The 23035-nt window shown below is 35.0% G+C and carries 17 protein-coding genes and 1 pseudogene; 6 read left to right on the top strand and 12 right to left on the bottom strand.

The genetic code is table 11. From position 1 onward, the window contains the following. Nucleotides 1-194: 194 nt before the first annotated feature. Together guaA and cbiD are read right to left on the bottom strand one after the other, a co-directional pair. Nucleotides 195-1742 carry a glutamine-hydrolyzing GMP synthase gene (gene guaA / locus VKJ25_RS13535; RefSeq protein ID WP_324237172.1) on the bottom strand — a complete coding sequence of 516 codons (1548 nt, stop codon included), beginning with the start codon at nucleotides 1740-1742 and terminating at the stop codon, nucleotides 195-197. A 552-nt stretch (nucleotides 1743-2294) separates the two neighbouring features. Then, a complete protein-coding gene (gene cbiD, locus VKJ25_RS13540; RefSeq protein WP_324237157.1) occupies nucleotides 2295-3419 on the bottom strand; it encodes a cobalt-precorrin-5B (C(1))-methyltransferase CbiD in 1125 nt (374 codons plus the stop codon). Nucleotides 3420-3745: 326 nt separating this feature from the next. Here cbiD and VKJ25_RS13545 point away from each other — a divergent pair. Beyond that, a pseudogene (locus tag VKJ25_RS13545) lies at nucleotides 3746-4051 on the top strand (four helix bundle protein). 169 nt (nucleotides 4052-4220) lie between these two features. Here VKJ25_RS13545 and VKJ25_RS13550 read toward each other — a convergent pair. The 3 genes from VKJ25_RS13550 to VKJ25_RS13560 form a co-directional block, all read right to left on the bottom strand. Next, the gene (locus VKJ25_RS13550; protein WP_324237158.1) at nucleotides 4221-4850 is read right to left on the bottom strand and encodes a hypothetical protein; all 630 of its coding nucleotides are present in this window, start codon (nucleotides 4848-4850) and stop codon (nucleotides 4221-4223) included. 420 nt (nucleotides 4851-5270) lie between these two features. After that, nucleotides 5271-5828, bottom strand: coding sequence for an energy transducer TonB (locus VKJ25_RS13555; protein WP_324237159.1), 558 nt, complete (start codon nucleotides 5826-5828; stop codon nucleotides 5271-5273). A 377-nt stretch (nucleotides 5829-6205) separates the two neighbouring features. Next, entirely contained in the window at nucleotides 6206-6643 is a 438-nt protein-coding gene (locus tag VKJ25_RS13560; protein ID WP_324237160.1) for an NUDIX domain-containing protein, read from the bottom strand. Between the two features lie 635 nt (nucleotides 6644-7278). On the opposite strand from VKJ25_RS13560, the gene proS reads away from it, so the two are divergent. Then, nucleotides 7279-9084: a proline--tRNA ligase gene (gene proS, locus VKJ25_RS13565; RefSeq protein ID WP_324237161.1), complete on the top strand. Its 1806-nt coding sequence runs from the start codon at nucleotides 7279-7281 to the stop codon at nucleotides 9082-9084. A gap of 231 nt (nucleotides 9085-9315) precedes the next feature. Here the strand turns inward: proS and VKJ25_RS13570 are convergent, their stop codons facing one another. Both VKJ25_RS13570 and VKJ25_RS13575 read right to left on the bottom strand, forming a co-directional pair. Next, nucleotides 9316-10278 carry a polysaccharide pyruvyl transferase family protein gene (locus VKJ25_RS13570; protein WP_324237173.1) on the bottom strand — a complete coding sequence of 321 codons (963 nt, stop codon included), beginning with the start codon at nucleotides 10276-10278 and terminating at the stop codon, nucleotides 9316-9318. 350 nt (nucleotides 10279-10628) lie between these two features. Next, nucleotides 10629-10829, bottom strand: coding sequence for a hypothetical protein (locus VKJ25_RS13575; protein ID WP_324237162.1), 201 nt, complete (start codon nucleotides 10827-10829; stop codon nucleotides 10629-10631). Nucleotides 10830-11375: 546 nt separating this feature from the next. Here VKJ25_RS13575 and VKJ25_RS13580 point away from each other — a divergent pair. Further along, nucleotides 11376-12077 (top strand): GerMN domain-containing protein, encoded by a 702-nt coding sequence (locus VKJ25_RS13580; RefSeq protein ID WP_324237163.1) that lies wholly within the window; start codon nucleotides 11376-11378, stop codon nucleotides 12075-12077. A 717-nt stretch (nucleotides 12078-12794) separates the two neighbouring features. Here the strand turns inward: VKJ25_RS13580 and VKJ25_RS13585 are convergent. From VKJ25_RS13585 to efp, 3 genes are all read right to left on the bottom strand, one after another. Further along, nucleotides 12795-13160: a cupin domain-containing protein gene (locus tag VKJ25_RS13585; protein WP_324237164.1), complete on the bottom strand. Its 366-nt coding sequence runs from the start codon at nucleotides 13158-13160 to the stop codon at nucleotides 12795-12797. An 11-nt stretch (nucleotides 13161-13171) separates the two neighbouring features. Continuing rightward, the gene (accB, locus tag VKJ25_RS13590) at nucleotides 13172-13675 is read right to left on the bottom strand and encodes an acetyl-CoA carboxylase biotin carboxyl carrier protein (RefSeq protein ID WP_324237165.1); all 504 of its coding nucleotides are present in this window, start codon (nucleotides 13673-13675) and stop codon (nucleotides 13172-13174) included. A 292-nt stretch (nucleotides 13676-13967) separates the two neighbouring features. After that, on the bottom strand, nucleotides 13968-14531 hold the full coding sequence (gene efp / locus VKJ25_RS13595) for an elongation factor P (RefSeq protein WP_324237166.1): 564 nt from the start codon (nucleotides 14529-14531) through the stop codon (nucleotides 13968-13970). 523 nt (nucleotides 14532-15054) lie between these two features. Between efp and VKJ25_RS13600 the strand changes: the two genes are divergently transcribed. Both VKJ25_RS13600 and VKJ25_RS13605 read left to right on the top strand, forming a co-directional pair. Next, nucleotides 15055-16191, top strand: a complete 1137-nt coding sequence (locus VKJ25_RS13600; RefSeq protein WP_324237167.1) for a peptidylprolyl isomerase — start codon at nucleotides 15055-15057, stop codon at nucleotides 16189-16191. A gap of 611 nt (nucleotides 16192-16802) precedes the next feature. Beyond that, nucleotides 16803-17120 carry a hypothetical protein gene (locus tag VKJ25_RS13605; RefSeq protein ID WP_324237168.1) on the top strand — a complete coding sequence of 106 codons (318 nt, stop codon included), beginning with the start codon at nucleotides 16803-16805 and terminating at the stop codon, nucleotides 17118-17120. A 65-nt stretch (nucleotides 17121-17185) separates the two neighbouring features. Here VKJ25_RS13605 and lepB read toward each other — a convergent pair whose 3' ends face one another. Continuing rightward, on the bottom strand, nucleotides 17186-17782 hold the full coding sequence (lepB, locus tag VKJ25_RS13610) for a signal peptidase I (protein WP_324237169.1): 597 nt from the start codon (nucleotides 17780-17782) through the stop codon (nucleotides 17186-17188). 410 nt (nucleotides 17783-18192) lie between these two features. Between lepB and recQ the strand changes: the two genes are divergently transcribed. Continuing rightward, nucleotides 18193-20388, top strand: coding sequence for a DNA helicase RecQ (recQ, locus tag VKJ25_RS13615; protein WP_324237170.1), 2196 nt, complete (start codon nucleotides 18193-18195; stop codon nucleotides 20386-20388). Nucleotides 20389-20878: 490 nt separating this feature from the next. Here recQ and VKJ25_RS13620 read toward each other — a convergent pair whose 3' ends face one another. Continuing rightward, complete coding sequence (locus VKJ25_RS13620) at nucleotides 20879-22231, bottom strand: hybrid sensor histidine kinase/response regulator (RefSeq protein ID WP_324237171.1); 1353 nt, start codon at nucleotides 22229-22231, stop codon at nucleotides 20879-20881. Nucleotides 22232-23035: the final 804 nt, after the last annotated feature.

Here is a 23035-nt window from a genome sequence, read left to right on the forward strand (position 1 = left end):
AGAAGCAATGTTCCACGGGGTAGGGGCGGGTTTTAACTAGAATTTTCATGGTTACTCTAAGGTTTATATAAACCCGCCCCCTTAGTAGTTTTAGGTTGGGTTTCGTACCTCAACCCAACATCAAAGCAACAATAAAATCTGATTCCCAAATCCTGGTTGTTGGGTTCGCGATCGCTTAACCCAACCTACATTTGTTATTCCCATTCAATAGTTCCAGGAGGTTTAGAAGTAACATCATAAACCACCCGGTTAACTCCCTTAACCTCATTCACAATGCGGTTAGAAATAGTTTCCAACAAATCGTAAGGAACACGAGACCAGTCAGCAGTCATTCCATCTTCACTGGAAACAAACCGCAAAACAATAGGGTAAGCATAAGTACGTTGATCTCCCATTACCCCCACACTGCGAACAGGTAACAACACCGCAAACGCTTGCCAAAAATCGTGATACATACCTTGCTTTTTAATTTCATCCCGCAGCACAAAGTCAGCATCCCGTAATATTTTCAACCGTTCACTTGTAACTTCTCCTAAAATCCGAATCGCTAATCCCGGACCAGGAAAAGGATGTCGTCGCACAATTTCTTCTGGTAAACCAATGGAACGCCCAACTTTTCTGACTTCATCCTTGAATAGTTTGCGCAGAGGTTCGACTAACTTAAATCTCAAATCTTTGGGCAAACCCCCAACATTGTGATGACTCTTGATTTTTACCGCTACTCGCTCCCCGGTTTTGGGGTCAATATTGGTATTAGCAGATTCAATCACGTCTGGATACAGAGTACCTTGAGCAAGATAATCAAAAGGTCCTAAACGTTTTGACTCTTCCTCAAATACTTGGATAAACTCGTGACCGATTAATTTCCGTTTTTGTTCTGGATCGGTGACTCCTGTAAGTTTTTCCAGGAAGCGATCGCGAGCATTCACATATTCAACTGATATATGAAAAGATTCATTAAATAATTTTACCAAATTTTCTGGTTCATACTTCCGCATAAATCCTTGATCGATAAACATACAAGTTAATTTATCGCCGATCGCTTTATGGAGCAAAAATGCTAAAGTTGAAGAATCCACTCCTCCAGACAATGCTAATAATACTCGTTTATCCCCAACTTGAGCGCTAATTTCTCGAATAGCTTCTTCCACAAACGCTTCTGTCGTCCAAGTTGGTTCACACTGACAAATATGGTAGACAAAATTTCTAATCAAAGCTTGACCACCAATAGAGTGAACTACCTCTGGGTGAAACTGAGTACCATAGAGCTTTTTGTCATGGTCAGCGATCGCTGCACAAGGAGTATTATTTGTATGAGCTAATATTTCAAAACCAGAAGGCATTTTGCTAACAGAATCTCCATGACTCATCCACATAGTTGTGCCTTCTTCCACATTCGTCAGCAAATCTGTAGGGTCATCTATTGATAGGGATGCTTTACCATATTCAGCAAGTTCAGCACGTTTGACTTCTCCACCGAGCTGTTGTACCATCAACTGCATACCGTAGCACACACCCAAAATTGGTATTCCTAAATGCCAAATTTCGGGATCGCAATGAGGTGCCCCTTCATCGTAGACTGAGTTCGGTCCTCCAGAAAGAATAATTCCTTTGGGGTTTAGAGCTGTCAATTTTTCCGCAGTTGTTTGGTAGGAAATAACTTCTGAATATACTTGAGTTTCCCGGATTCGACGAGCGATGAGTTCTGAATATTGAGAACCAAAGTCCAGAATCACGATCATTTGTCGGTTAAACTGAGTGAGAGATTCTGATTTTTTTTCTGTTTGTGTTGTTAGAGTCACGATTAATGTGATAATATGTTAGACGGACAAAATTGATTTTCCTTAGTTTTGAGTTGTCAGCTTTTGTTTATCGGCATATTCAATAGCTTGATAGTGAGGAAAATTTGTTTTTCCACCCTGGGAAATCAAGCCAAGTTTTTCTTTATTTGAGCAAAAGCTTATATACTATAAATTGCTGATAACCTGAGAAATAATATCAAATCCGTTGGCAACGGAAATGTTATAAGAGACCGGGTTTATAGGAGACATATATAGGACTTACACAGGTTTGGGAAACTTTAGGTCTGGGAAAAGTACCAGCTTTTTGGTTAATAAAGCTGAAAAATTAAGAATTTTAGAGTGACTATAGCAGAAAAATTAAGTGGTTATTATAACTACCTCTTTTTATAACTCCCCATATTCTGTAAGGACGTTGCATGCAACGTCCCTACTCCCTACTCCCTACTCCCTACTCCCTACTCCCTACCTCTAGCTAAGGATATTCTGACTAGGTTAGCAAACTTTGGCAAAAATTGTATCTGCAATTTTAGATTTACAGAATATCTTCCGATCGCGGTCAAAAAGCATCGAACCTACTTGGACTTGTTTTTGACTATGATTAAAAATATAATCTTGGCAACGTTGGTCAATTTTCCTAGCGATCGCTCCATAAACTCTATTCACCCAGTCATTTTCATCATTTATTTCTAAGTTCCGCAGCAGTTTCAAAGCATTCTCGGCAGTAGTACAGGCAAAAATTTCTTGTAACACAGAAGTAGGCAAACCTAAATTTGCACAATGAGCAGTCAAAATTTCTAATCGTCCGTCAGCTAGATGGTGATGAGTATGAAAGATTCCCCCAGCTAATTTAATTAATTTGCCATGATAACCTAATAATAATATAGACTCAACTTCAGCAACAGTGGCACCTACCAACATTGGACCTAACCAGTTAGCGGTTTTGACAGTCTGCTGTGATGGTATTCCCATTTTCCTAGCTATATCTAAACCATTTTCCCCCACACAAAACACCAAAGTATGAAACTGAACTGCCTTTTGTTGTAATTCTGCTTGGTAAACTTCAAGTTGTCCAGGTAAACTCAGAGGTTGAGAAACTCCAGTAGTTCCCAAAAGAGAAAGACCTTCAACTATACCAAAAGCAGAATTAGAAGTCCGAGTCGCTAACTGCTGACCTTCTGGTAAAATAATAGTGACTTGAATTTGTTCATTTGGGTTGAGCAAAGGTTTCAGATTTTCTTGGAGTAGTCGTCGCGCATAACTATAAATAGCTGCTTCCCCAGAATGAATATTATATCCAATTCCTACTCCACCTATTATGACAATTTGTTCTGAAGCTTCAGTCGGAAAAATTGTATTCAATTCTACCACAGCCCAAATCGGAGTATTGCGAGTTAGGTCAAGATTATTACCAGGGTCAGAACGGGTAATAGCTAAAGCAGTATTACTTTTTAGTAAAGCTACTTGTTCGATAGGAATATCAACAATTTCTGCTGGTTCGAGTAAATGAATAGATACGGTAGATAAAGAGAGAATATTTTGACGTATCCAATGGAGAGCAGCTACAGCAGCAGCACCAGCGAATACAGGTAGAGTATATCCAGCGCAAGGTTCAGTCATTTTAAAATTCAAAAGTCAAAATCATTTTAATTCAATAGGACTTAGGCATTAACGCTATCCGTAGGGTGCGTTTTGCTACGCGACATGAAAAGCGTATCTCGTAACGCACCGATACTCTATATCTAGTGTATTTGCCTAAGTCCTGTTCAAAAGTCATGCATTCATACATTCAAAAGTAAGAATTATTCAATTCAAAAGTGATAATTTTTAAGTTAAAAGTCAAAATCATTTCAATTCAAAAGTCATGCATTAAGAATTTTTAAGTTAAAAGTTAAAAGTCAAATAAATGAAAAATTATATACCTATTACTGAGAGAACTTTTGAATTTGCAGTTAGAATTACCTCTTTTAGACCAGCAACCAGGAACAGCCAGATTACTAGCTAATCAATTATTTAGGTCTGGAAAATCAATAGGAGCTAATCTAGCAGAATCACAGTCAGCTCAGAGTACCAAAAATTTTATTAGTAAGTAAGAAATATCTCTCAAAGAAGCAAGAGAAACCCGATATTGGTTAAGATTACTTATTGAAACTGAGATGATAGAATCTGAAAGAATAGCCAAGCTTTTATATGAATGCGAACAAGTCATTAAAATTCTAGCTCAATCCATAGTTACTAGCAAAAAAAGTTGAATAATTAACTTATTAATTTCAACTTAAAAATTCTTATTTATGAATTTTGAATGCATAAATTTTGACTTTTGAATTGACCAAAGCGAAGTTTAGTTATCAGTATTTTATACACTAATTCAAAAATACAGAATAAGAACAATTATCCTATATAAATCATCAATTATTTAGTCTACTCCCTACTCCCTACACTCTTCTGAAGATATCTATTAATTCCTAGAGATAAAATTCCTAAAATTTTCTCCAAGTTATTAACAACATATTCTGTTAGATCGATGTGAACTTCTGTATTTTCTAACTGTAAGAATTTCCAAATATTTCCCGTAGTAACAACCCCGTAAATAATAGAAATTTGATTGCCTTGTTGTTGATTAAATATTTGTCCGGCAATCATTTCTGCCAGACATTGCCCTAACCCACCGTTTAAGTTTTCTTTTTTGGCTTCAACAATAGCAAAAACGGGAGATTTTATAAATAGTTGTTCTGGAGCGAGACTAATGAGAAAATCACAAGTACCGTTTAATCCTCTAGCAGGATCGACATTAAATTCTGTTCCTGAAAAGAGGCTAATTTGATTATTCAGTATTTTTCTTAATTCTATTAAAATTGGGGCAATAATCATTTCTGAACGGGCTTTTTCTGTATTAATTGCTAAAGCTAATGGTAAGTTATTTTGTAATATTTGTTTTAAAAATTCGCTTGGTTGCACTTCAGAAATATTAGCAAAAAAATCGACTTTTTCCTTAAAAATTAAAGAAAATTCTTGTTGGATTTTGGGTAATGTAAAATCGCTGTAAGGCATTTTATTTTTACTCTTTGAATTTAAGTAAGATTTGCTTATGGAAAGTCTTTTTGCGCCTGGCAAGGATTAGGGAGTAGTTAAGAGTCAAGAAGAATAAAGATTTATAGAGAAGGTAACTAGAAAAATTATCTCTTTTAATATAGTTAATTGACCTAAAAACTACTATAAGCTATCTATGAAAATGCTATATATATTTTACTTCTACCTTCTGCCTTCTGCCTTCTGCCTTCTTCCTTAAAATTACTATAAGCTATCTATTTATAGACTATAGCAATTCCCATATTTGTGAGGTAGAAAATTCTAGGTTTTAAGGAATAGGAAATAGATGTAACTCATCAACCTAGAAAATGCTATATATATTTTAATTCTTCCTTCTAGCTTCTTCCTTCTAACTCCTTCCTTCTAACTCCTTCCTTTATTTTATGGTAAAAATTGTTCCACGGGAAATCTAGTGATACAAGAAGATAAAAGGTTTTGAAAAAGTTCTTTACTTCGAGGAGAAATAGTACCTCTAGATATCTCAAAAGAAATTTCTAAAAAATCTCCCAAGGGATATTGTTTTTGAGCTTCTTCGATCATGCAAACACAAAACTTTTCTTGCTTTTTTCTGTTGTTACAACCATCAACAAATGCTTTAACTACCTCTGGTGGATAAACATAAGAATTTAATCCATTTAATTCAATATTTATATCAGCCGATATTCCCTTTCGCTCATCTTCCGATGACTCAAAGTTCATTTTTTCCAACGCCTTTAAAGTTGCCTTATCGAATTTTTCATTCCCACTACTTTCAATAACTTCTAAATTAGTTGGCTTTCCTTTACTATTAATATCGAACTCAATACGTAATTGCATCCGATTTTTTTCTTGAGCGAAAACCGATGTCGGAATTAGTAAAAAGAATAATAGCAGGATGACAACTTTTAATCTTTTTAACCAAGGGAAAAACTTCTGAATATTGGGAGAAATTTTCATCATAATTATGCAGTTTTGATAGAACTTACTTTGACCAATTAAAAATTAGCAACTATGATATTATATCACCCAAATTTCTTGATTCCTAAAAAATATTGTTCTAGTAAAAAACAATACGAAAAAATATGCGCTCTAATAGTTAAATCTCCTCAAGGTGATTAAGCCACCCAGTCATTTCAGTTATCACTTATCAGTGCCTCCTACTGAAGTAGAAGATTGGAAATACTGAAGTTGATTTTTTCCATCATTTTTCGGTCAAAAGGGAAAGTAATATTATGCTTCTAATTTTACGAAGTTTATCTATAAAGTTTTCCTCATTTCTATGTCATTATTCTTCTCTATAAAAAATGTCTTTTTTGTCTTTTTTCTTCCATCTTTAGCTAAACATTAACCTTAAAATTCTCCAGATACTTTTCAATAAGTATGCGAGTATAACTATTCAAAGAATAATTAAAAGCATTTTCAGGAGTCACCCACTCCCATCGGACAATTTCCTCATTCGGCACAACATCCTCCCCTTCAGATTTTGCCCAATAATTCACCATAATAAAATGAGCTTCCTTATAAAATTGGGGGTCAAGTATTGCCTCATGGAACATAGCAAAGCGAATGTCATTTAACTTTAACCCCACCTCTTCCATAAACTCCCGCGCTACAGCAGTTTCTAAACTTTCTCCCCAGTCAACCTTTCCCCCAGGTACTCCCCATGTACCTCTCCATTTTGTCGTCTCCACAATTAATATTCGACCAGAAGGTCCCTTAACTAAAGCACCCACTGTCACAAGTGGAAATTGTGACTTAACTGCTGACTGATACATAATCTTTTGGTTAAAATTAACTTTATTGAAAGCAAATATACCATCTTTTATTAATGAATAATGAATAATGAATAATGAATAATACACAATAGATAATGAAAACTATAGCAGCAATTCCCATACTGATTAGGTATATTTACAATCCCCCTAAATCCCCCTTTCAAAGGGGGACTTTTCTTTAGCTCGCCCCTTTCAAAGGGAGGCAGGAAGGATATAAATACAAGTCGTTAACTTTTGACTTTACTGAATCATGAGCAGATATCCTACCTGATCTGAAATAATTATTATTTTTACCAAAAAGTTAATAATTATATAGTTAAATAATTCAGCTTTATTAACCTCCCCTTTCAACAGGAAGAAAATAAATTTTTTCCTTTTAGCTATCCCTTATAATAAGGAACTCCTGAAAACTTTGTGGGAGGGTGGGAAGTAAGAATTTTGTCTAGACTTCTCAAAAAAGTGTATTGAAAAATATACTTTTCTCCAGAAAAAGCCCACCCAAGGCTAAAGCATAACTTGGCTATTTTGCCAAGTATTATGTTAAGAAATGATGTTTATAAAGCATAGCCCTAAAAGGGATGAGGTAATTATCAATTATCCATTATCAATTATCCATTAATTCACAAGGAGCAACCATGCGACTCTCTCAAATGTTATTAGCCACCCTACGAGATGACCCTGCTGAAGCAGAAATACCTAGCCATAAACTCCTCATCCGTGCTGGATATATCCGTCGTATTGGTAGTGGTATCTACGCATATCTTCCTTTAATGTGGCGAGTTCTTAATAAAGTCTCCAAAATTGTCCGTGAAGAAATGGATGCTACTGGTGCCCAAGAATGTTTGCTCCCCCAGCTCCAACCTGCTGAACTGTGGAAAGAGTCTGGACGTTGGGATACTTATACCCAAGCTGAGGGTATCATGTTTTCTCTCGTTGACCGTCAAAATCGAGAATTAGGATTAGGTCCAACTCACGAAGAGGTTATAACTACTGTTGCTAAAGATATGATTCGTTCTTATCGGCAATTACCTGTACATCTCTATCAACTTCAAAGTAAATTCCGGGATGAAATTCGCCCTCGTTTTGGTTTAATGCGGGGTCGGGAATTTATTATGAAGGATGGTTATTCGTTTCATGCTAATGAGGAATGTCTGAAAAAGACTTATCAGGATATGGATCGAGCTTACCGAAATATGTTAAGTCGTAGTGGGTTACAATTTCGGGCGGTTGATGCTGACTCTGGGGCTATTGGTGGTTCTGGTTCCCAAGAATTTATGGTTTTGGCCGATGCTGGTGAGGATGAAATTCTTTATACCGAAGATGGTAAATATGCTGCTAATGTGGAAAAGGCTATTTCATTGCCTGTTGATGTAGAAGCTTCACCTTTTGATACTTATCAGAAATTAGAGACTCCTGATACGGCAACTATTGAAAAAATGTGTAAGTTTCTCAAATGTTCTGCAACTAATGTAGTTAAAAATGTTTTGTATCAAGCAGTTTATGATAATGGGATGACTGTTTTGGTATTGATAAATATTCGGGGAGACCAAGATGTTAATGATGTGAAGTTGGTGAATGAGTTGACTAAGTTGGCTGGAAGTTATGAGGCAAATACTGTTTTGGCTTTAACTGTACCAGATGTGGAAGCTCAAGAGAAATGGGCAGCTAAGTCTTTACCTTTGGGTTATATTGCTCCAGATTTGTCTGATGATTATATTGGTTCTAGTCAAGATGTTAGTCCCAAGTTCCTACGAATAGTCGATAAAACAGCAGTAGACTTGACAAATTTCGCGACTGGTAGTAATGAATATGGCTATCATATTGTGGGGGCAAATTGGGGACAGGAATATACTTTGCCAGAGTTGGTGGTAGATGTACGAACAGCTAAAAAAGGCGATCGCGCAATACATGACCCTAATCAAATTCTGGAAACTGCTAGAGGTATTGAGGTGGGTCATATATTCCAGTTAGGGACAAAATACTCTAAAGCTATGGGGGCAACCTATACTAATGAGCAAGGTGAGGAAGTTCCATTAGTGATGGGATGTTACGGTGTAGGAGTTTCTCGTTTAGCTCAAGCAGCAGTAGAACAATCTTATGATAAAGATGGGATAATTTGGCCTGTAGCGATCGCTCCCTATCATGTAATTATCTGTATTCCTAACATTAAAGATGCTAAACAAAAAGAAGTCGCAGAAAATCTCTATCAAGAATTAAATGCGGCGGGAATAGAGACTATTATAGATGACCGAGATGAGCGAGCAGGTCTTAAATTTAAAGATGCAGATTTAATTGGTATCCCCTATCGAATAGTTACTGGGCGATCGCTAAAATCTGGCAAAGTTGAACTTGTAGAAAGAGCAACTCATCAATCTCAAGAAATTTTGGTAGAGGAAGTATTATCTACTTTAAAAGATTTAATTGAGAAAGCTTTAACATAATTTTTTCTGTCTGGAAAAATGCAACTTTGATTTTTATCTGGTTAACCATTGCTGTTTTTTTTGACTAATAAATTTCAGCAATGGTTTTCATTTTTAACAGAAAAATTTATTGCTTTTAGGAAATAGGAAAAAAGTATTTTTGCAAATATGAGATGCACCCAAAAATTAAGGTATAAATTCTCTCTATTCATGGATAAAATCCACTATAACCAACCAAGAAAAGAAAAAAAATTATGTTTTTCTACCTATTAGCAAAGTTAACTTTTTTATAGCATCAGGTATCTCATTTGCATCCTCAATAAGATGACAGAAAGGAATTTCCGATGTCCAAGTATTATAAAAAGCAGGTATTTTATAATAAGAACCAGGTAACAAACCATGAGGAATATTCAAAATTAAACATAAAATATGCACATGAAGACGATTAGTAATAACCAAATTATAGCCTTGGAGTTGATAAATACCACTGTGCATATATCCCCAAGATTTGCGATGTAACTCAGGACGATGCACTTGATTAAACATAAATGAATCAGGATGTAACCATTGCCATCCTTGACGAGAAGCCCATTCTTGGGGAGTTTTCAACCCTCTTTGCCAACCTTCTCTAATCAGACGGACAAGACCTGGAATATAAATCCAATCTTTGGGAAGTTTACTCATCCAATTAAAAGATATCCAATCATCTACATCTAAATTCTCAACCAGAATATTTTTTGATTTAAACTTCTGGTTCATCTCTACATCCTTTCTAGACAAATAAAGTGTCCGATTTGAACGATCAGGATTAAGATTTATATTAGGTAAATCAACCATTTGAAAAGCCATATCGGGAGCTTTATAAACTTTACATTTGAAAAAAGCTTCCTGGGCAATAGCAAAACTCCTATCATCTCTGACAAAAATGGTTAAATCAGGATGATCATTCAGCACTTTAGCTGATTGTGCTAAAGCTTCTTCACTAGAATAGTAAATTGTTTGAGGCAGAATAACAATCGATCTATCTCTATATTGTTTGATAATTTTTTCCCGAAATTTTTGCAGAGCTGGCCAAATATCACCAAAATTTCCACCACCATTTAATAAAATTGGTCCTCCTTTAGAGCGATTTAAAAAATCACTTTCAGAGAAGCCATTACCAACACTAGAAACATAATCAATATTAGCCTGGCGATGTTTGAGAATATATAAAATACTACCTAACCAAACAAATTAGATGATCTCCAATATTAGGATCAGAAGGATAGTCAAGTAATGTACAATTATCAAAGTCTGGAATATTATTAAGTGCTTTGTGTAGATAATTTTTGATATCTTGGGTAGTTTGCGGTTGTAGATTATTCAGATTACTTATTATTTTAGATAGGGATCGGCATCAGCACAATTACCTGTGCGTTCTTGTCCATTCTCACTTTGGGTAAAATGAAAAAAACTGCAATTTTCTTTAATTGTCATCACGCTAAAAAGTCCTGATGAAGACCACCAACAACGGTCTCGGACACATTCAATACCCTGCTCATTAATAAGAAAATTTTTGAGTCTAGCTAAAACTTCTCCATTAAAAAGCCCATAAAAAAACTGTCACAATGAAATTGAGGATAAATATCAGCCACGGAACAGTTTAATTTTTCTGCTAACTTTTCTGGTATTACCTCTGTTTTATCTCCCCGTTTAGCATGTTCCCAGTCATTAAATACCAGATCAGTCTGATCGAGGGGTTCAAATACATCATCAATAGGTTTCATTGCCAAGCTATCAGCATCAAAAAAAACAAAACGTTCAAAGTCTCCTTCAAACGCTGCAAACTTACGATGAACAAAACCCTTGTACCAACCTGGCCTCGTATACTTAGGGTCTTTAGCTCTTGGATGTGCCTCCCAAACATCATTAATAAAATCATCCCACTGTTGAATTACTGATAAGTTACTGAATAAGGTAACATGGGGACGAGACTGAATCTCAGATTTAACTTTACTCAGTTGATCATTTATAGATAGGGAATTACGCAGATAGGTATATGAGTACCAATATTTTTTTCTATACTATTTAACAAGGCCACAAATTAATCGTAAACAGTATCATTAGCAAGGGTATAAATACCAAAGGACATAGTTGATAATTTTCCGGTTTTTGAGAAACAATACCATACTTTGGTTTGAGGATAAAATTTTGATTTATAATAAATATTGACTCTATTTATAAATCAATTAGAAGTAACATAGTTAACCTAAGAGAAAGTTAAAACTCAGCTCCTCACCACCATTAACCCCTAATTCTCAAGGATGGTCAAAATGAAAGAACAAAATCAAACTAATAAATTATCTGTTGGTATAGTGGCCAGTGTCTGTGCATTGGCAGTGGTGGTAGGTGGTGGTATCGCCGTATGGACTAACTTACGTTCGTCTACCACAAACACTTCTAACAATTCTCTAACTCCTACAACCCCTTCCACTCAAAAGTCACCCGATGAGACTCTACCTAGTCTAACTCCTGTGACACCTGAATCTCCAAATTCCGAAAAACTTCCTTTACCTGGCCAACAAGAGCCTAAAGCAGTTACAGAAAAGACTGTGGAACTATACTGGGTTAACGATAGTAGTGGAGAGATTAGTTTAGTTTCCTCTGGAGTAAATATAACAGCAGTAGATGAACCAGAAGCTATTTTAACGGCTGCTTTTGAACGTTTATTATCTGGACCAGAAAGTGCAGATTTTGTGAGTGCCATACCTGAAGGAACCAAAGTTCAGGCATTAACTGTAGAAGATAATGGAGTTTACATTGATTTATCCAAAGAGTTTACTTCTGGAGGTGGCAGTGCTTCCATGATGGGGCGTTTAGGACAAATCATCTATACTGCCTCTAGTTTAGACCAAAATGCAAATGTTTGGATTTTTGTCGGGGGCACACCTTTGGAAATTTTAGGTGGTGACGGATTAGAAGTATCTCAACCTATAACTAGGCAAATTTTTCAACAAGATTTTCCCTTAAATTAAGTAAGTAGGGAGTAGGAAAGAAAGAGAAAGTTCCATCATACTAAAGTCTACTGTTCATCAACCGCTTAACTAAACTTACTCAAAAACCTGAAAGCCTAGTTAGGGCTTGCTTATGGAAATATCAAAGTCTTGATAGATAAAGTACTCTTTTTAGGTACTAATAAAGTACCAGCTTTTAGGTGGTAATGGTACGGTACAGTTCCCAATAAATCGGTGAAAAATCATGCATTCTAGGGTGTGTCATCAATTAGATGTTAGAAGCTTGATCAACAAAAGTAGTGGACTGACAAAGCTCAAACTGTTCATTACATCATTGGGGGGCGGGTTTGTCTAACTAGACTTTTGACAATCGTTCATTGTACCGACTATGCAACGTCCCTACGGAGAAACCCGCCCCTACCTAGCGCACAATTTCAGGTATGCGATCGCTATATTTGAACCTACCCAACCGTGATCGGCATTTTTACTTAACAGAGAATAGCTTTTTTGTCAACTTATTTAATTGATGATATGCCCTAAGATTTTGAGCAAGAAAAGGTTAAAAAGTGAAGGGAAGATTCTTCTATAATTCCCATTCCTCCTGGATTCTGGATTCTGACTCCTCCCTGGGACTAAAAGACTTTTAGGGTTCCCGATCAATCAACAAACCCTAGTTATTCCTAGTGAATCGACCACTACAGGGTTAAACGACAAACCCTGTTTCTTTTTTCTTGCTATTTATTCAGAATCTCTATTGACACTATCCGGGGCAAAAGCAGGCAAACAAATAGCGATATATTCTGCTCCTTCTGCACCAGGTGTACTATATTTTACCCATTCTCCTTTATGAGCTATTATTGCTTGGCCAGCATTAACTTCTAATTGTCCATCTTCATATTCAACACATAAAGTACCTTTAAGTACCAGAGTAAATTCATCAAATTCTGGCCTTTGACCTGGTTCCATCCAACCACTAGGAGAAAGCATTTGAGCAACACTAATAGCATTAGTTTGAGTATTTACAAGACCAATATACTCATCAATTTGCTTAGGTTTATTACCAGTAGATTCAATCCGAGTAGGCTGTTCAATTAATTGTGGCATGATGATTAACTTTAGTTGGGACTAACTAACATTAAAGGCTGATTGTATTCTACAGGTTCTCCATTTTTAATTAAAATTTCCACTATTTGTCCAGAGACCTCTGCTTCAATCTCATTCATTACTTTCATCGCTTCAATAATACAAACAACTTGGCCAGAAGTGATTCGATCACCCACTTCTACAAAAGCTGGTTCATCAGGAGCAGGAGCGCGGTAAAAAGTACCAACAACTGGGGACAAAATTTCTTCAAATTTATTTGCATTTGTAGGTGGAGCTCCTGAAGTAACTTCAGTGGTTTTTGGTGTAGTAGTTGTTTCGGGTGGGACTAAAATAGGAGAAACTAATTCAGAAATAGCATAGCTCTGATCAGGAGAAGATAATGTGGGGCGATCGCTAAGTGAAGTTCCTTTGCGGACCACTAATTCTATATCTCCACTTTTTAAAGTGAACTCTGAAATATTAGTTTGGTCTATTGCTGTTAGTAGTTCCTGAAGTTGATGTAAATCTAATTGCACAGTTGGTATATCCCCAGTTAATTGTTGTTAAAGTAAATTTGTTTTGAATAAAAATATCAAGTTTATTAATGTTTAAGTATATGAGAAAGTGATAAAAAAGTTTCACTTAACATAAATAAATTAGGATTTTCAGCAAACCAAGGATAAAAAAATCAAGGAACAATTATTCCTTCTACTTTCTGTTTCTTCCCCTCCTGGGATGGGTTAGAGGTGGATTTCATCCTCCCCAAACTTCCCATCCTCCCCAAAATCTACTTTTTTCAACAAACCCTACTTAATAATTGTTCTACAGTTAGTCTTTCTCTCTACCCAAGTAAGAGTCATTACGAGTATCTATTTTAATTCGTTCTCCTTTGGATATGAATAAGGGGACCATAATTTGAGCGCCTGTTTCCACAGTAGCAGGTTTACTACCACCAGTAGCAGTATCTCCTTTAACACCAGGGTCAGTTTCGATTATTTCTAATACTACCGAGTTTGGTAGTTCCACGTCTATTACTTGTTCGCCCCATTTAATAACATTGACCTCCATACCCTCATTGAGGTATTTAACTCGTTCTCCAATTTGTTCGGCACTTAGACTGGCCTCTTCATAAGTTTCCATATCCATAAATACAAATTGGTCAGCATCTTTATAGGTATGCTGCATTACTCTTTTGTCCAAAGTAGCTTGAGGGACTGTTTCTCCAGCTCTAAAAGTTCGTTCCACAACACTACCATTTTGTGCATTTTTGAGCTTGGTTCTGACAAAAGCAGAACCTTTACCTGGTTTAACGTGCAGAAATTCTACTACTCGCCAAACTGAACCATCTAATTCTATACTTACGCCAGGACGAAAATCATTACTAGAAATCATATAACACCTTCATTAATTAATAATGGATAAAGAATAATGGATAACTACCTTTGTTTCAAAACATAACAGCATTGAAAATAAGGAAATCTTACTTAATTGATAATGCCTAGTGGATAATGAATACTATGTCTAATTATCAATTGTCAACAAGAAGTTGTAAACCTTTGGGGTTAATTATCAATTATCCATTGGTAATTTTTAATTATTTCAATTAGAACTTAACATTAGACATCCTACAATACTCTCTATAAATAAATATCTGAAGAAGTTTTTGATTGAGGAGCAAATATTTGTTGGTATAGCGCTGCACTCAGGGAACAGGTATGGAGGGAACACTTAACTGGGAGAATAAATTGCCTATAATATAAAGCTTTGAGCTGCTTGGACACCTCCTGCAATTTGTAAATATTAAGTGCGCACATTGCTATATCAAAAACTTATGACTTCTTAATTTTGACTTTTGACTTAACTAAGACTGTGGACAGCAATGTAATATTAGTTAAGGAAATAAAAATTTAGAAATATGTTCAATCTGCAAAATTTTGTAATTAAAATTTGTAAACGCCTGCTAAAAACTGGAGTCCTAGCACTCTTACTGTTCAGTTTGTCTATTGGAGTTAGTGGTGCTTGGTGGAACTTTGGTGGTGATACAACTCGTGAAAGTCGTTTGCCCCAAGGGGATCCTATTACTGATGGTAGGGCTTTGTTAAGGTATGCTCTACCAATAGAAAATGAATCTGTGCGTAAAATACAAAGTAGTCTAGAGGATATTTCTAATAGACTTCGGGGTAAACGTTGGACTTCTATTGTTAGTGATATTGGGGCTGCATCGAGAGTTATCAGTATTAGTAAGTCTAAATTATTAGCTAGTGTGCCTGAATCAAAACAATCTGAAGCAGAGGCCATAATTGCTAAACTGGATAAAGGCATTATTAATATTAGAGAAGTTGCCGAAGCTAAAGATGGGGAACAGGTATTGGAGCAACGGGCAGAACTATTAGCATTAGTAGGTGAGCTTGAACAGTTGATGGTAGAAGGTTTTCCCTTTGAAGTCCCCTCAGAGTTCTCTCATTTACCACAACTAAAAGGTCGGGCTACGATTGAGATGGAAACGGAACAAGGTTTTTTGACTTTAGTTGTTGATGGTTATAGTGCCCCTGTGACAGCAGGTAATTTTGTAGATTTGGTTCAGAGGGGTTTTTATGATGGCCTAGAGTTTACTCGCTCAGAAGAGTCTTATGTTTTGCAAGCGGGAGACCCTCCTGGCCCAGAAGTTGGTTTTATTGACCCGGATAGTGGTGAATACCGTAATATTCCATTAGAAATTTTGGTTAAGGGGGATGAGGAACCAATATATAGTTTTACTTTAGAAGAAATTGGTCGTTTTCGGGAACAACCTGTTCTACCTTTTTCTGCTTATGGTACAGTGGCTATGGCTCGACCTGAAGCTGTAAATGATGGTGGTTCTTCTCAATTTTTCTTTTTCCTATTCCAATCAGAACTAACCCCTGCTGGAGTAAATTTATTGGATGGTCGTTATACTGTGTTTGGTTATGTGGTCGAAGGGAAAAAGGTTTTGGAAAAATTAAGAAAAGGAGACAAAATTATTTCTGCTAAGGTAGTAGCTGGATTAGAAAATTTAGTGGAACCTGAAGCTTAAAGTAGCATTCAGCATTCAGGATTTGGCTATCAGTAGAAGTAGGTTTTTTCTAGGTTTAGAAGAGAACTTTTACCGAATAATTAATAGTTAATAATTAATGATTAATAATTAAAAGTTGATAGTTAATAATTATTCATTCAACAATTCAGGTCTGGAAGCCAGACCAAGAATTGGGGATAAATCTTCATGATTAGTCAATCCCCTTCTTTGAAGAAGGGGTGATTATTAATTATTAATTGTTCATGGCTTTATTGCTGAACCCTTCTAAGCCATCGCGTTTATCAGAAAAAAAGTTAAAAATAATAAAGAAAATTTCTGTAATTATACTTTAAGTAAGGCGATAATTTTTTCTAGCTTTTATTCCTTATTCATATTTGGATTAAAAAGAAGTTTTCTGATTGATTTTTACTTCTTACTTCCTCCTACTTGTTAGAGCGGATTCTACTTTGGTGAGTTACATCCACGGGACCAGGATGCACGGTTCCCGAAAAATCGCACTGGTAAGATTTAACTATTAATACCTTTACTTCAGATACTTGGAATCTGCTGTATATTTAAGAAAAGGTAATTGTTAATTGTTAATTATTAATTATTAATTATTAATTAATTAAATGGCTATTATAGAATTTGTAATATTTACTGGATTAGGAATTGCATTAGGTGCATTTGTTTTTAATATGTTAAATGATAAACAGCAGCAGCGTATTTTAGATGATGCTTTCTATAGATTGTTACAGTTGCAAAATGGTAGAATTTCTCTAATTCAATTGGCTGCTGCTGCTAAAGTTGATGCTCAAATTGTTCAGAGATATTTAGAAAGTCAAGTAAAAATATTTTCAGCTATTTTAGAAATAGATGAACAAGGAGACACATTTTACAGATTTCCTAAGTTAAGTTTACCCCCTGTTTTAGATCAACAAAAATGGTGATTTCAGTGGCGAACCCAGAAACCCGGTTTCTCTTAGAAACCGGGTTTCTTTGCATAATTCCTTGATTACATTGTTCCTAATCTTTCATAAGGCCAAAAACGAAATATTGCTTTACCTATAATATTTTTTCTAGGCAAAAAACCCCAAACATGGGAGTCATTACTATTGTTGCGATTATCTCCCATGACAAAATATCGATCTTCAGGAATTTTAATGGAAGTTGGTAAAATATATTCAGGAGGTTCGGCAATATAATTTTCGGTAAGAGGTTCGTCATTAATGTATACTATGCCGTTTTCAACTCTGATGGTATCTCCTGGTAAACCTATAACTCGTTTGATAAAAGCTTGATTTTTAGAATAACCGTAGCGTTCTAAGACTTGGGGTGGTTGAAAAACAATGATATCACCTGTTGCAGGTGGATTAAATTTGTAAGAGATTTTTTCTATTACCAAGCGATCGCCGACTTCTAAAGTTGGCATCATTGAATCTGATGGTATGTATCTTGGTTCTGCTATTAATATTCTGATTAAAAAAGATAAGAATAAAGCGATCGCTAGAACTTTAATATTTTCTTTTTGCTCCTGCCAGATTTTTAACCACCAAGGAGTTGTCGAGTTATTTGTAATAGTTTGATTTAGGGATTCTTTTTCTGATGTCATTTCTATGGTTTTTAATTTTGATTATTTCGATCAGGACTAAAGCCATGTGAACCCAGAAACCCGGTTTCTCCTAGAGATCTATTGCTCAAAATAAGGATATATCGTAGAAACCGGGTTTCTTTGCGTAAGTCCTTTCTATTTTATATCATCTGGGTTTGAATAGTTACACTTTGGATAAAAGAAGCACTTATGAAATCTTCCCTACCCCTCTTTCCAAGCAAGGGAAAAGTTTTTTTATTACTGATTATCCATACATAAGATAAATGATCAAAACTTTTGACAGGAATAAAATAGGATTGGTATATTAAATTAATTATATAGCAGTCGAAGCAAAGGTTAGGATTTATAAAAATCCTGAAAATTTTGATAGTCTGTTGTTTCCTGTTCCTTGTTCTCTAGTGCTATAACTTATGTCAGTGCCAAACCAATTAGAATTTACTCAACCATCTTTAGAACAATATCTCAAAAATTACTTTGGTTATGATTCATTTCGTCCCGGACAAAAACAAATTATTGAAACAGCACTTCAACAAAAAGATTTGTTAATTATCATGCCTACTGGTGGGGGAAAATCTTTATGTTTCCAACTACCAGCATTACTTAAATCAGGGTTAACAATAGTAGTTTCTCCCCTGATTTCTTTAATGCAAGACCAAGTAGAATCTTTACAAGATAATGGTATTGCTGCCACATTTTTAAATAGCACTTTAGGGTTAACTGAAACTAGGAGGCGAGAAACAGATATTATGCAGGGAAAAATCAAGCTTTTATATGTAGCGCCAGAGAGATTATTATCAGAGAGATTTTTCCCATTTTTAGAATTAATTAATTCCCAACAAGGTATCTCTACTTTTGCTATAGATGAAGCTCATTGTGTTTCTGAATGGGGTCACGATTTTCGCCCAGAATATCGACAGTTAAAATTGCTAAGAGAAACTTATTCAGATGTACCAATGATGGCTTTAACTGCTACAGCTACCAAACGAGTTCGAGAGGATATTATTACTCAATTAAATTTACAAAAACCCTATATTCATGTTGCTAGTTTTTTCCGTTCTAATTTATATTATGAAGTGCGTCAAAAAACCAATCAAAAAAATACTTTTGCGGAAACTTTGCAAATAATTAGAACAATTGGTGGCTCCGGAATAGTCTATTGTAATAGCCGCAAAAAGGTTGATGAAATTGCTTATAATTTACGGCAAAATCAAGTATCTGCTTTGCCTTATCATGCTGGTATGAGTGATGAAGAAAGAACTATGAATCAAACGAAATTTATTAGGGATGATATTGATGTAATTGTGGCAACTGTGGCTTTTGGAATGGGAATTAATAAACCGGATGTGCGGTTTGTAATTCACTACGATTTACCTAAAAATATAGAAGGTTATTATCAAGAAACTGGTAGGTCTGGTCGAGATGGAGAAGCTGCTCAATGTATTTTATTTTTTAGTTATGGTGATAAAAAAAGTATTGAATATTTAATCGGTCAAAAGGTTGATGAACAAGAACAAAGAATTGCTGAACAACAGTTAAGAAGAATTATTAATTATTCGGAAGCTAGTGAATGTCGTCATCGCATTTTATTAGGTTATTTTGGGGAAGAATTTCCGGGAAATTGTGGGAATTGTGATAATTGTAAATATCCTAAACCAATTGAAGATTGGACGATTGAAGCGATGAAGTTTTTGTCTTGTGTGGCGAGGACTAAAGAAAGGTTTGGCATGACTCATATTATTGATGTTTTAAGAGGTTCTAAAAGTCAGAAAGTTTTAGATAAAAAACATGATAAACTTTCTACTTATGGTATTGGTAAAGATAAGAGTGTTGAAGAATGGAAAAATTTAGCCAGGTCTCTTTTACATCAAGGTTTAATGGAGGAAACAACTGATGGTTATTCGGTGTTGAAACTTAATCAAAATAGTTGGGAGGTAATGGGTAGAAAAATTAAGGTAGAAATTGCTATAGACAAGAAACATCAAATTGAGAAAACTACTACTTCTTTAGCAGCAGATGAACTAAGATTATTAGGAGAGTTACGGGTATTGCGGAAAAAAATTGCTGATGAACAAATGGTGCCGCCTTATGTGGTTTTTCACGATTCTAATTTACGAGATATGGCACAGAAACGCCCTCAAACTTTAGATGAATTTATTAATATTTCTGGGGTGGGTACTCGGAAGCGAGATAAGTATGGTAAACAGTTTATTGAGGTGATTAGAAATTATTGTGTAGAGTATGGTTTACCTGCTAATTCGGAACCTGTTCGAGAGTTAGCAAAAGTTGTAGATAATGTTCCTTCTATGACACAGATGGAAACATTGGAATTGTACAAAAAAGGATTAAGTATTGATGCTATTGCTAATGAAAGAGGATTGAAAACTAGCACTATTGCTAGTCATTTAGCTGAGTTAATAGAAAAGGAACAACCAGTAGATATTGATAGGTTAATAAAACTAGAACATCAAGAAAAAATTATTGCTGCAATAGAAGAAATAGGGGATGAAACATTAACACCTATTTATCAGTATTTACAAGAGCGTTATAGTTTTGATGAAATTAAATTAGTTAGAGCATTTTGGCGGAATGATCAGTTATATTTTTAATGAAAAAAAGTCTTTTCTACGGAAGTATCAATAAACTATTTGTTCAACTTCCAAACCTAAAAAGGTTGAAATCTTTATCTTGAAAATATTTCATATTTAATCAGCCAACCCTAATTATTAATTATTACACCGGATTCCATCTTGAGGAATAAAATAAGGTCAACCTAAATGCCTAATTTATAAACTAAATTCAGTGATTAAAAAACCTGGGATTTTTCAATAATGGATAATTACCTTTCCTTAAAAGAAAAGAGGATTGAATCAAAGGAAAAAATAATTTTTTTCCTTTAAAGGGGAGGCTTCAAGGGGCGAATTATTTAATTATTTAATTATTAATTGTTGGGTAATTATTTAAAGATGTTATAGTTATATTTATATTTATAGCTAATTAATTCTAAGACTTTTTTATAACTCTAGTCTAATACTAAAAATAGAATTAAAATAACTTGTCAGTTATATCAAAATTTATTGATGAGTAGGAATGTAATAGCTATTTTTCTTTACTTACAGGTAGAGAAATGATAAACTCAGTTCCTTTCCCTAACTGAGAATTACAAGTTAAGCTGCCTTTGTGTTTTTCGACTACAATGTTACGAGCGATCGCCATTCCTAAACCAGTTCCTTTACCTACTACTTTTGTGGTAAATCCTTGCTCAAAAACTTTCTCTTTCACTTCCTGACTCATGCCAATACCATTATCTGCAATATGAATTATTACCTGTTTTTTATCAACTGAAAACTCTGTTTCGATTCTGATTTGATTGACAATTTCTTTACGTGCTCCCTCTTTATTTGCCTCTTCGATAGCATCAATAGCATTACTTAAAATATTCATAAATACCTGGTTTAACTGTCCAGCATAACAATCTATGGGAGGCAAATGTGCATAGTTTTTAATAATATTAATTTCTGGATAATCTTGGTGAGTTTTGAGGCGATATTTAAGAATCGTAATAGTACTATCAATTCCATCGTGAATATTGTACAAAACTGGATGTTTCGTATCTGTACGAGAGAAAGTTCTTAAGCTAATACTAATATCTTGAAGTTGTTTGACTCCCACCTCCATTGAATTAATTAATTTTGGGAAATCTTCCCGAATATAATCAAGATCTATCTCTTCTATTTCTTCCTTAATTGCCCTCAAATTAGGAGATTCTTTCTCAACTAAATCTAGTAATCTAAATAAATCATTAACATAATCTAAAGCAGGTTGAATATTACCAGAAAGAAAACCAACTGGATTATTAATATCATGAGCAATATTTGCTAATAAATTTCCCAAAGCTGACATTTTTTCACTTTGAATAATCGTAAGTTGAGCTTGTTTTAGTTCATCGTATTTTTCATTCAATTCCTGATTAGCTTTTTCTAATTCCTGATTCACCCGCTGGAGTTGTCTATTTTGTTCTGCTAGTTGTTGAGCTTGCAGATAATTTTCTTGTTTCAGCATTTTTTTCAGGTGACTGAGTTCTAAATGAGTAGAAATGCGAGCTAAAACTTCCTCTGCTTGAAATGGTTTCGTAATATAATCCACCCCTCCCACAGTAAAAGCTTTAATCTTATCCATTACTTCATCTAAAGCACTAATAAAAATCACGGGAATATCGGCAGTCAATTTGTTAGCTTTGAGATTTTGACAAACTTCGTACCCATCCATGTTTGGCATTTTAATATCTAGCAAAATCAAACTGGGAGAAAATTTTTCCATAAATGCTAGAGCCAATTTTCCACTAGGAAATGCTCGGACTAGATAGCCATTTTCCTTTAATAGACTGCTAAGTACATGTAAATTAGCTGGGGTATCATCAATAATAATAATTTGGTCTTGAGTATAATTCATGTTTACTATTTAGGGCTTGCATATGGAAATCTCAAAATAATTCACAATCTAGAATTTAGAATTGAAGCAGCTATCCAGGTGTTGGGGTTGACAAATAATCATATACTTCTGCCTTTCCATAGATTTTTTAGTCTCATTTATAAATTATTCAGTTAGGACTAAAGCCATGAAAGCTATCCGTAGGATGCGTTACGAGATACGCTTGACATATCCCGTAGCGAAACGCACCGATAGTTCATATCTAGTGCCTTGGCGTCAGTCCTGTTAGTATTTTTAGATACAGTTTTTGGTTGGCAAACACTAATTATGCACAAAATCAAGAATAATGCAACTCCAATATCTGAATGCTTACTCTAAAAGTATTTACAGATAAAGATTATAGCATTTTTCAAGGCTCGATTTATCGGGAACCGTAAAAGTTCTGCTAAAGCTACCAAAAAGTAAGGTTCCCAAGAAATAGGATTTTAGGAAGGCCAAGAAGTTTTTCAGTTATCAGCATCTCAGGCTGTTTGCGCAGCATTCCGCAGGAAAACCAGAGGCTGAAAATCCTGAAGTTTATTTCTTTCCGTCCTCTTATTGTTGCTCCTACTATCTCCGTCTTCCCAGACTCCCCACCCTTTGCACCCTTTCCATACTTCGCACCCTTCCCACATTTTTCAGCAAACCCTATTTATTTTCTATAGTTGCTAATATTAAATTTAACACTTTTTCATACTCAAAATTATGCAAAGAAGTTTTTAGCGCCAGAGCTAAAGAATCATTATAACTAGCTATTTGTTTGATTAGCATAGCAATTAAGTCTTC

The organism is Okeania sp. (genome assembly GCF_035285525.1).
In the GTDB taxonomy this organism is placed as follows: Bacteria; Cyanobacteriota; Cyanobacteriia; order Cyanobacteriales; family Microcoleaceae; genus Trichodesmium.